The 10280-nt window shown below is 71.3% G+C and carries 6 protein-coding genes and 1 pseudogene; 4 read left to right on the forward strand and 3 right to left on the reverse strand.

All coding sequences use genetic code 11. From position 1 onward, the window contains the following. Positions 1 to 3392, reverse strand: a pseudogene (locus tag UK12_RS30425) (type I polyketide synthase); the annotation flags it as partial. Positions 3393 to 3910: 518 nt separating this feature from the next. Here UK12_RS30425 and UK12_RS30430 point away from each other — a divergent pair. Together UK12_RS30430 and UK12_RS30435 are read left to right on the forward strand one after the other, a co-directional pair. After that, entirely contained in the window at positions 3911 to 4978 is a 1068-nt protein-coding gene (locus UK12_RS30430) for an ABC transporter ATP-binding protein (protein WP_045306433.1), read from the forward strand. Then, a complete protein-coding gene (locus UK12_RS30435) occupies positions 4975 to 5790 on the forward strand; it encodes an ABC transporter permease (protein ID WP_045306434.1) in 816 nt (271 codons plus the stop codon). The genes UK12_RS30430 and UK12_RS30435 overlap by 4 nt, the downstream gene beginning before the upstream one ends. A 130-nt stretch (positions 5791 to 5920) precedes the next feature. On the opposite strand, the gene UK12_RS30440 is transcribed toward UK12_RS30435, so the two are convergent. Then, complete coding sequence (locus tag UK12_RS30440) at positions 5921 to 7039, reverse strand: agmatinase family protein (protein WP_231591451.1); 1119 nt, start codon at positions 7037 to 7039, stop codon at positions 5921 to 5923. Between the two features lie 353 nt (positions 7040 to 7392). Here UK12_RS30440 and UK12_RS44825 point away from each other — a divergent pair, with 353 nt between their 5' ends. Together UK12_RS44825 and UK12_RS30445 are read left to right on the forward strand one after the other, a co-directional pair. Continuing rightward, complete coding sequence (locus tag UK12_RS44825) at positions 7393 to 7704, forward strand: hypothetical protein (protein WP_331386671.1); 312 nt, start codon at positions 7393 to 7395, stop codon at positions 7702 to 7704. Beyond that, on the forward strand, positions 7677 to 8504 hold the full coding sequence (locus UK12_RS30445) for an ArnT family glycosyltransferase (protein ID WP_331386672.1): 828 nt from the start codon (positions 7677 to 7679) through the stop codon (positions 8502 to 8504). The genes UK12_RS44825 and UK12_RS30445 overlap by 28 nt, the downstream gene beginning before the upstream one ends. A 383-nt stretch (positions 8505 to 8887) precedes the next feature. Here UK12_RS30445 and UK12_RS30450 read toward each other — a convergent pair. After that, the coding region (locus tag UK12_RS30450; RefSeq protein WP_045306436.1) for a type I polyketide synthase at positions 8888 to 10280 on the reverse strand (1393 nt) is incomplete at its 5' end.

Below are 10280 nucleotides of genomic sequence, written 5' to 3' on the forward strand. Positions count from 1 at the left end.
TCCAGCAGCGCCGGGTGCAGACCGAACAGACCCGCCTCCGACCGGCCGGCCTCCGGCAGCGCCACCTCGGCGAACACCTCATCACCCAGCCGCCACGCCCCACGCACACCCTGGAACACCGGACCATAACCGAACCCGGCCGCCGCGAAACCCTCATACAACCCGTCGACCGGCACAGCCTCCGCACCCACCGGCGGCCACTCCACCAGATCGAACGAGGCGGACTGCCCACTCGGCGACAGGAAGCCCGCAGCGTGAACGGTCCACGGACGGTCGGCCCAGACGGCGCCACCGGCGGACTCGTCCTGCGGGCGGGAGTAGACACTCAGCGGACGGCGTCCGGCACTGTCGGGTGCCCCCACCGCCAGGCACAACTGGACCGCGCCCGTCGCCGGGACGACCAGCGGCGCCTCCAGCGTCAACTCCTCCACCAGGCCGCAGCCGACCTGGTCACCGACGGCGACCGCCAGGTCCACGAAGGCCGTACCCGGGAGCAGCACGGTGTCGGCCACGGCGTGGTCGGCCAGCCACGGGTGCGTCTCGACGGACAGGCGCCCGACGAAGAGATGACCGTCCGAGTCCGGCAGCGCAAGGACCGCACCGAGCAGCGGGTGTTCGACCGAACCGAGCCCGGCCGCCGTGACATCGCCACTCTGGAGGACACCGCTGTCCAGCCAGTAGCGCTCCCGCTGGAACGCGTACGTCGGCAGGTCGACGCGCTGCGCGCCGGTACCCGCGAACACCGCCTGCCAGTCGAGCGCCACCCCGTGCACATACAGCCGGGCCAGGCCGCCGACGAAGGTCTCCGCCTCCGGACGGTCGCGGCGCAGGACCGGTGCGAACACGGTCTCCTGCGTCACACACTCCTGGCCCATCGCCGAGAGCGTGCCGTCCGGACCCAACTCCAGGAACGTACGGACGCCTTCACCCTCCAGGGCCTGCACCGCGTCGCAGAACCGGACGGCCTCACGCACATGCCGCACCCAGTACTCGGGCGTGCACAGCTCGTCAGTGACCCCACCGGTCAGCGTGGAGACGATCGGAATCCGAGGAGCGTCGAACGTCAGCCCCTCGACAACCGACCGGAACTCCGCCAGCATCGGCTCCATCAGCGGCGAGTGGAACGCATGACTCACCATGAGCCGCTTGGTCTTCCGGCCGTCGGCGGCCAGCTTCTCCGCAACCTCCAGCACCAAAGTCTCAGCACCGGAAATCACCACCGACGAAGGCCCGTTGACCGCAGCGATACCCACCTCGCCACTGAGCAGCGGCAGCACCTCCTCCTCGGACGCCTGCACCGACACCATCGCCCCACCCGAAGGCAGTGCCTGCATCAGACGGCCACGAGCCGCAACCAGAGCAGCGGCATCCGCCAGCGAGAGCACACCCGCCACATGCGCAGCGGCCACCTCACCGATCGAATGCCCCGCCAGGAAGTCCGGCCGAACACCCCACGACTCGGCGAGACGGAACAGCGCCACCTCAACCGCGAACAGCGCCGGCTGCGTGAACGCGGTCCGATCCAGCAGACCGTCCTCGCCCGCGAACACCACCTCTCGCAGCGAACGCCCCAAACGCCCGTCCAGCTCCCCACACACCGCGTCGAAAGCCTCGGCGAACACCGGGAACGCCGCATACAGCTCAGCGCCCATCCCGACCCGCTGACTCCCCTGACCGGCGAACAGGAACGCCACCCGACCGTCGGTCCCGGTAGCCCCGACGACCGTTCGAGCCGCCGATTCACCCCGCGCCAGGGCCTCCAGTGCGGCAAGCGCTTCGGGCCGGACACGGACGACCAACGCGGCCCGCTGCTTGAAGGCCGCACGGGAGGTGGCAAGCGAGAAGGCGACGTCCCCGACCCCCAGTTCGGGAGCGGCAGTCAGCCTCTCCAGCAGCAGCTGGGCCTGTCCCCGAAGCGCCTCCGCCGTCCGCCCGGACAGCACCCACGGCACCGGCAGCTCCGGCGACGTCGCAGTCGCCGAAGCAGGAGCAGGAGCAGGAGCAGCAACAGGCGCCTGCTCCAGGATGGTGTGCGCATTGGTACCGCTGACCCCGAAGGAGGACACGGCGGCGCGGCGCGGCCGTCCGGTCTCCGGCCACAGCCGGGCCTCGGTCAACAGCTCGACCGCGCCCGCCGACCAGTCGACGTTGTGCGTCGGCCGGTCCACGTGCAGCGTCTGCGGCAGCACACCGTGCCGCATCGCCATCACCATCTTGATGATGCCGCCGACACCGGCCGCCGCCTGCGTGTGACCGATGTTCGACTTCAGCGAACCCAGCCAGAGCGGTGCGGAGGCGTCACGGTCCTTGCCGTAGGTGGCCAGCAGCGCCTGCGCCTCGATCGGGTCACCGAGCGTCGTGCCGGTGCCGTGCGCCTCGACCACGTCGATCTGGGTGGAGGTCAGGCGGGCCGCCGCGAGCGCCTGCCGGATCACCCGCTGCTGGGCCGGACCGTTGGGCGCGGTGAGGCCGCTGCTCGCGCCGTCCTGGTTGATCGCGGAGCCCCGGACGACGCCGAGCACGGGGTGGCCGTTGCGCTGGGCGTCGGACAGCCGCTCCACCAGCAGCATGCCGACGCCCTCGCCCCAGCCGGTGCCGTCGGCGGCGGCCGCGAAGGACTTGCAGCGGCCGTCGGCGGCCAGTCCGCGCTGGCGGCTGAAGTCGATGAAGGCGTTGGGGGTGGACATCACCGCGACGCCGCCGGCCAGCGCCAGCGAGCACTCGTCCGCCCGCAGCGCCTGGATCGCCCAGTGCAGGGCCACCAGCGAGGAGGAGCAGGCGGTGTCGACGGTGACCGCCGGGCCCTCCAGGCCCAGCGCGTAGGCGACCCGGCCGGACGCGACACTGCCCGAGTTGCCGTTGCCGAGGTAGCCGGCGACCTCCTCGGGGACGTCGAGCAGGCGGGAGGCGTAGTCGTGGTACATCACACCGGCGAAGACACCGGTCGCACTGCCGCGTACCGACTCGGGGTCGATCCCGGCCCGCTCGAACGCCTCCCAGGAGGTCTCCAGGAGCAGCCGCTGCTGCGGGTCCATGGCGAGGGCCTCGCGCGGCGAGATGCCGAAGAAGTCGGGGTCGAACCGGGCGGCGTCGTGCAGGAAGCCGCCCTCGCGGGTGTACGAGGTACCGGGCCGTTCCGGGTCCTCGTCATGGAGCGAGGCGAGGTCCCAGCCCCGGTCGGCCGGGAAGCCGGAGACGCCGTCGGCGCCTGTGGCCACCAACTGCCACAGATCCTCGGGGGAGTTCACCCCGCCCGGGTAGCGGCAGGCCATACCGATGATGGCGATCGGTTCCGGCTCCTGCTCCTCGAACTCACGCAGCCGCCGGCGCGTCTCGCGCAGATCGGCGGTCGCCCGCTTGAGGTAGTCGAGGAGCTTCGCTTCGTTCTCCACGCCTTGTCCGTCCCACCCTTGAACCGGTCGTGAGGGCCGTGCCGACCGCTTCCGGACGTCCGAGTCGGAACACGTCGTCGGGAAGATCGGGCATGACCGCCAATGACTCGCGCTGAATAGCCTGCGCCCGCAACTCCCCGCCCGCGCGGGAGAAATTCTTGCCATCGGTATTCACCGCATGCGCCGGAATGTGCGCCACCGTGGCTCGCGCCACGTATGGCCGGTATTCCGGCGGGATCGCGGAGAATACTTGCGCCCCGTCAAACTAGCAGCGCGGCGGACCGGGACACATCCCCTACTCTGCCCCTATCCCCCCTGTGCCGAAAGGGCCGGCAGGGGCTGCACCGGAAGCGGACCGGAGCGGTCGAGTGGCGCCCATGCTATACATGCTCGACACCTCGGGTGTCCCTTTCTCCCTTTCCGTCGGCGCGCATGACGGCGTATCCGGCTGCGCGTGAACTCTCGCCGCGCAACCATCGTGCCGCCGTTTCCGCGTCCCGCTCGATTCGCAGGCATCAATGAATACAGCACGCGCACCGCAGGCCGTGGATTCCGCCGCAGTCGTCGTCGACCGGCTGGTCAAGAGATACCGCAACCGGCCGAAACCCGCCGTCGACGACCTCAGTTTCAGCGTCAGGACCGGCGAGGTGTTCGGCCTGCTCGGTCCGAACGGCGCCGGGAAGTCGACCACCGTCGGAATCATGACCACCCGGGTGGCCCCGACCTCGGGGCGGGTCTCCATCCTCGGGGTCGACGTGGTGGCCGAACCGGCCGCCGCGCACCGGGTGTTCGCGGTCGTCCCGCAGCGCAACAACCTCGACCGTTCGCTGACCATCCGCCAGAACCTGGTGTTCCACGCCGGCTACCACGGCATGCGCCGGGCCGAGCGCAACCGGCTGGCCGACGAGAGCCTCGACTGGGTGGGCCTCGGCGACCGGGGGAAGGCCAGGGTGGACGAGCTGTCCGGCGGCCAGGCGCAGCGGGTGATGATCGCCCGCGCGCTGATGCACCGGCCGCAGGTGCTCTTCCTGGACGAGCCGGCCACCGGCCTCGACCCGCAGGCCAGGCTGTTCATCCACGACCGGGTGGCCGAACTGAGCCGCAAGGGCGTCACCGTGGTGATCACCACGCACGACATGGACGAGGCGGCCAAGCTCTGCGACCGGGTCGGCATCATCGACCGCGGCAAGCTGCTGGCACTCGACTCCCCGCAAGCCCTGACCGAGTCCCTCCGCGGTACCGGAACCCTGACGGTCACGCTGCGGACCGCCGACAGCCCACCCGGGGCACACGAACTCAACGACCTCGTCCGGGCCTTGGAGAAGCTCACCGCAGTGGATCGGGTCGAGCTCGTCGGCTCCACCGCCGTCGGCCCGGACAGCGAGTCAACGGCCGGCACCTCCGACCCCTCCGACGGCGACGGCCCCACGAAGCTGCGGATCTACACCACGGGCCAGCCCTCGGCCGCCCTGCCCGCCACCGTCACCGCCCTCACCGAACTGCACCACGACATCGAGGACGTCTCCCTCGGCGGGCTGACCCTGGAGGACGTCTTCATCGAACTGACCGGGAGGGAACTCCGTTGAGCACCACTGCACCTGCAACCCTGCCGCGGGCCGGCGGCTCCGCGGCGCGGACGTTCTGCTTCATCCTCTGGCGGGACGTCTTCGTGACGGGACGTGAGCTGGTCCCGTTCCTGGCCCAGGTACTGGTCGAGCCGTTCTTCATCCTGTTCGTGTTCGGCAAGATCCTCTCCGGCCTCGGCTACACCGGCCACGGCTTCCAACAGGTGCTGCTGCCGGGCGTGGTGGCGCTCAGCAGCTTCCTGGTCGCGCTCCAGAACACGGCCTTCCCGCTGATCGTCGACTTCTCCTTCACCAAGGAGATCGAGGACCGGCTGCTGTCCCCGATCCCGCTCGCGCTGGTGGCGGTCGAGAAGGTGGTGTTCGGGGCGGTCCGCGGCCTGGTGGCGGCCGCCGTGATGGTCCCGATCGGTTTCCTGCTGCTGGACGACGTGTCCTGGCCGGTGTCGAGCATCCTGCCGATCGTCGGTGTGCTCGCGCTCGGCTCGCTGGCCGGCGCGGCCGTCGGGCTGACCATCGGCACCGCGGTGGACTCCCGCCACATCAGCATCATGATCGCTGTCGTGCTGACCCCGCTGATGTTCACCGGCGCCACCCAGTTCCCGTGGTACGGCCTGGCCTCGGTGCGCGTGTTCCAGGTGATCTGCGCGCTCAACCCGTTGACGTACGTCAGCGAGGCGATGCGTGCCGTGCTGGTGCCGCACGGCGAGCTGCGGTCGATCCCGCTCGGGGTCGACCTCGCGGCGCTCGCGGCGGCCTGCGTGCTCTTCGGGCTGATCGGCATCCGGGGCTTCCGCAAGCGGGCGCTGGACTGACCCGACCCCCCGACCGGTCTACGGACGAAGGGAGCGGTGGCGCATCACGACTGCGCCACCGCTCCCTTCGTCACCCGGCCGACTTCCCGACGGTTCCCCGACCGGTTTCCCGGCCGGTTCCCCAACCGGCTCAGCCCATCGGGAACTTGACCTGTCCGGAGACGATCGGGTTCAGGTAGTTGGGCCCGGCGATCTTCAGCCGGTTCATCGCCAGGCCGGTCAGGCCCTCGAAGATGGCGCGGCGGGCGTTCATCGTGGTGGAGTAGCCGGCGTCCAGGTGCGGCGCGACCTCGACCACGTCCATGCCGATGACCTTGGTCTCGTGGCAGATCCGGCGGAACGCCGGGAACAGCTCACGGTTGGTCAGGCCACCGGGCTCGGGGGTGCCGGTCCCGGGGGCGAAGCACGGGTCGAGCACGTCGATGTCCAGCGAGAGGTAGACGAACTCGGCGTTCTCCTGCACCTCGGCGATGGCCTTGTCCAGGACGGCGTGGAACCCGATCCGCTCGATCTCCGCCATGAAGTGCGACTTCATGCCCTGCCGGCGCATCCAGTTGAACAGCTGGTTGTCGGGGCCGGTGACGGTGCGCAGGCCGACCTGGACGATGTTGCCCGCCGGGATCTTCTCGTCCTCGATGATCCGCCGGATCGGGGTGCTGTGGGTGGCCCGGTGGCCGAGCTGGCTGTCGTGGCAGTCGGGGTGCGCGTCGAAGTGGATGACGCCGATCTTCTCCGGCCCGTAGACGTCGGCCAGCGCGCCGACGCTCGGCCACAGCAGCGAGTGGTCACCGCCGAGGAGCACCGGGACGGCCCCGACCTCGGCGATCTCCCGGACCAGCGCCCGGATCGGCCCCATCGAGTTCGGCGTGCTGAAGGCGTCCACGGCCGCGTCGCCGTAGTCCACCACCTTCAGCACGTCGAACGGGTTGATCCGGGTACTGGCGTTGATCATCGCCTCGGGGGTGTTGAAGATGTAACGCTCGTCGGAGCGGATCATCCGGGGGCCGTACGCCGCGCCGCGGTGGCCGATCGAGGAGTCCAGCGGAATGCCCAGCACGGCGACGTCGGCGTTCCCGGCCTTCAGGTCCTCCTGGTTGAGGCAGAGCGGGACGCCCATGAAGGTCGGGATGCCCGAGTGGGCGGGGGTCGCGTAGTACCGGCGGAGGTCGATCGGCCCCGGCTCCCGACCGGGCGCCGCCGACCGGTCGATCTCCAGGCGGAACTCGGGCGTCTGAGGCTTGTCGTTCACACACATCTCCTCGGTGGACGTTACGTCGCATTCCGCATTCGGTGGTTCACATATTTCGCTGCGGCACCAGCTTAGTTACGCCGGGAAATCCCCCGAACCCTTGCCCACCTCCTATCCGACCCCTATCCGGCCCGATCCGACCCCTATCCGGCCGTGGCGTCAATCTCGTTGCCGCGCAAGGGGACTGCCAGAGGATCGAGACACCCGCAGCAGCCCCTGACGCCCTGTGCGCGGTGCGCCGGAAAGGCGCAGGAATGCGGGCTCGACGGCGGTATTCGCACGACGGCTGCCGAAAAACCGCCGTCTCGGCGAATGCCCCGAATCCACCACGACTCGACCCATGCGGAGAAACCGTGAGCCAGACAGTCGACAACGCCGCACCACCGACGACCTCCGAGCAACCCGACCGGCCGCGCACAGCGGCGGCGGCCGAACCCTTCGCCTGGCGGCCGGTGTCGGTCGTCGCGGGCGTCCTGGCCCTGGCGCTGTTGCTGGCCAGCGGCCGCTACGCCTACTTCGGCGACGAGCTGTACTTCCTGTCGACCGGAAAGCACCCCGACTGGGGCTACCTCGACCAGCCGCCGCTGCTGCCGCTGCCCGCCCATGCCCTGGACGTCCTGGCCCCGGCAACCTGGTGGTGCTGCGGCTTCCCGCCACCCTGCTGACCGGTGCGGGCGCGGTGCTGTCCGCGCTGATCGCCAGAGAGCTCGGCGGGCAGCGCCGGGCCCAGGTCCTCAGCGCGGGTGCCTTCGCGGTATCGCCCATCGTGGTGGCCTTCGGGCACTTGCTGATCACCCCCACCCTGGACGTGTTCTTCTGGACCCTGATCAGCTGGCTGCTGGTGCGCTGGGTACGGCTCCGCGACGACCGGCTGCCGCTGTGGCTCGGAGTCGCGGCGGCGGTCGCGCTCCAGGACAAGTACCTGGTCGGCGTGCTCCTGCTGGCACTGGTCGGCGCGGTGGCAGCCGCCGGCCCACGCGAGCTGCTCACCCGGCCCGCGCTCTGGACCGCGGCGGCGATCGCGGTCCTGGTGACGGTGCCCAGCCTGGTGTGGCAGGCCCGACACGGCTGGCCGCAGGCTGCGATGACGGACGTGATCACGGCCGAGGACGACGCCCTGTTCGGCGGCCGGGTGGCGTTCCTGCCGCTGGCGCTGATCCTCTCCGGGTTCCCGCTGGTGCTGCTGATGTGTGCGGGCCTGTGGCGGCTGCTGCGGATGGAGGCGCTGCGCGGCTACCGCTTCCTGGGCTGGGCCGCGCTCGGTACGACCGCGTTCTTCCTGGTCACCGACGGCCGCGCCTACTACGTCGCCGGACTGTTCCCGACGCTCTGGGCGGCGGGCGCGGTCTCCCTCCAGCACCGGCCCGCGGCGCGGGCTGCCTCGGGTCTACAGCCCCCAGCGGGGTGCCTGGTACTTCGGCGCACCGCCGGACGACTCCGGCGCCGTCCTGTACGTCGGCGGTGACGAGGACCGGCTGCGCAAGGAGTTCGGCAGCGTCCGCCGGGTCGCCACGATCGACAACGGCCACGGGGTGAAGAACAGCAACCAGGGCAAGGCCGTCTGGCTCTGCGAGGGCCTGCGCACCCCGTGGTCCGAGCTCTGGCCCGACCTGCGCACCCTCTGACCCCGCCGCCGGACGGCCGGGCAGGACACCGGGCCCCCGGGGCCGATCGTGGATCGGTCCCGGGGGCCCGGTGCGTCAGTTCCCGAGCGGGCGAAGGCCCGTCCGGGAACACCGCGACCGCCTCCGGGGGCGGGACGGTGCTCCGTCCCCGGACAGCGGTCGCGGGAGTCGAGTCCGGCGGGGCCCGGCGGCCGATCGGTCGCCGGGCCCCGCCGGGGTGCGGTCAGGACAGGCCGAGCTCCTCGTCCAGCAGGCTGAAGATCTCGTCCGCCGTCGCCGACTCGAGTCCGGCGTCGGCTGCCGGCTCGGCGGCCTGGTCGGCGGCCGGGCCCTGGGCCTCGGTCCACATCGACAGCAGCGTCCGCAGGCGGGCGGTGACCCGCCGCCGCTCCTCGTCACCGGGAGCGAGAGCGGACAGGATCGACTCCAGTCGGTCGAGTTCCGCGCCGATCGGGAGCACCGCAGCGGCCGGCGCCTCGTCCCGGCGGGTCTCCTCCCGCAGGTAGCCGGCCAGGGCGGCCGGGGTCGGGTAGTCGAAGATCAGCGTGACCGGCAGCCGCACTCCGGCCAGCGCCCCCAGACGGTTGCGCAGGTCCACCGCGGTCAGCGAGTCGAAGCCGAGCTCGACGAAGCCGCGCCCCGGTTCGATCGCCTCGGGGCCGCCGTAGCCGAGCACCGCGGCGACCTGGGTCCGCACCGCCGCCAGCAGCACGCGGTCGCGCTCGGCGTCGGGCAGACCGGCCAACTGCTCCACCAGTGACCGCTGTTCGGCCGCGGGTGCGCCGCCGTTGGCGCCCGGACCCGCCGTGGCCGACCGCCGGGAAGGGACCCTGGCCAGACCACGCAGCAGGTGCGGCACCAGGTCGGGATCGCCCTGGGCCCGCAGCGCCGCCACCTCCAGCCGCATCGGCGCCAGCACCGCGTCGTCCAGGCCGCCTCCGGTCGCCGCGTCGAAGAGCGCCAGGCCCTCCTCCGGGGACAGCGGCGCCAGACCGGCCCTCGCCATCCGGGTCACGTCGGCCTCGTCCAGGCCGCCGGCCATGCCACCGGCCTGCGCCCACAGGCCCCACGCCAGCGAACTCGCCGCGAGGCCAAGCGCCTTGCGGTGCTGCGCCAGCGCGTCCAGGAAGGTGTTCCCGGCGGCGTAGTTCGCCTGTCCCTGACCACCGAAGACACCGGCCGCGGAGGAGAACAGGACGAACGCCGAGAGTTCCCGGTCGGCCGTCAGCTCGTGCAGGTTCCAGGCCGCGTCCACCTTCGGACGCAGCACACGGTCCAGCCGCTCCGGCGTCATCCCGGAGACCACCCCGTCGTCGATCACACCTGCGGTGTGGACGACCGCCGTCAGCGGGTGTTCGGCCGGGACCGAGGCGAGGACGGCGGCGAGTGCCTCCCGGTCGGCCGCATCGCAGGCCGCCAGCGTGACCTCCGCGCCCGACTCCGCCAGCTCGGCCCGCAGTTCGGCCGCACCGGGCGCATCCGCACCACGACGACTGGTCAGCAACAGGTGCCGGACACCGTACTCGGCCACCAGGTGCCGGGCCACCAGCGCACCCAGCGCACCCGTACCACCGGTGATCAGGACCGTACCGGACGGACCGAACACCGCACCCTCG

Origin of the sequence: Saccharothrix sp. ST-888, assembly GCF_000955975.1 — a bacterium.
GTDB lineage: Bacteria > Actinomycetota > Actinomycetes > Streptomycetales > Streptomycetaceae > Kitasatospora.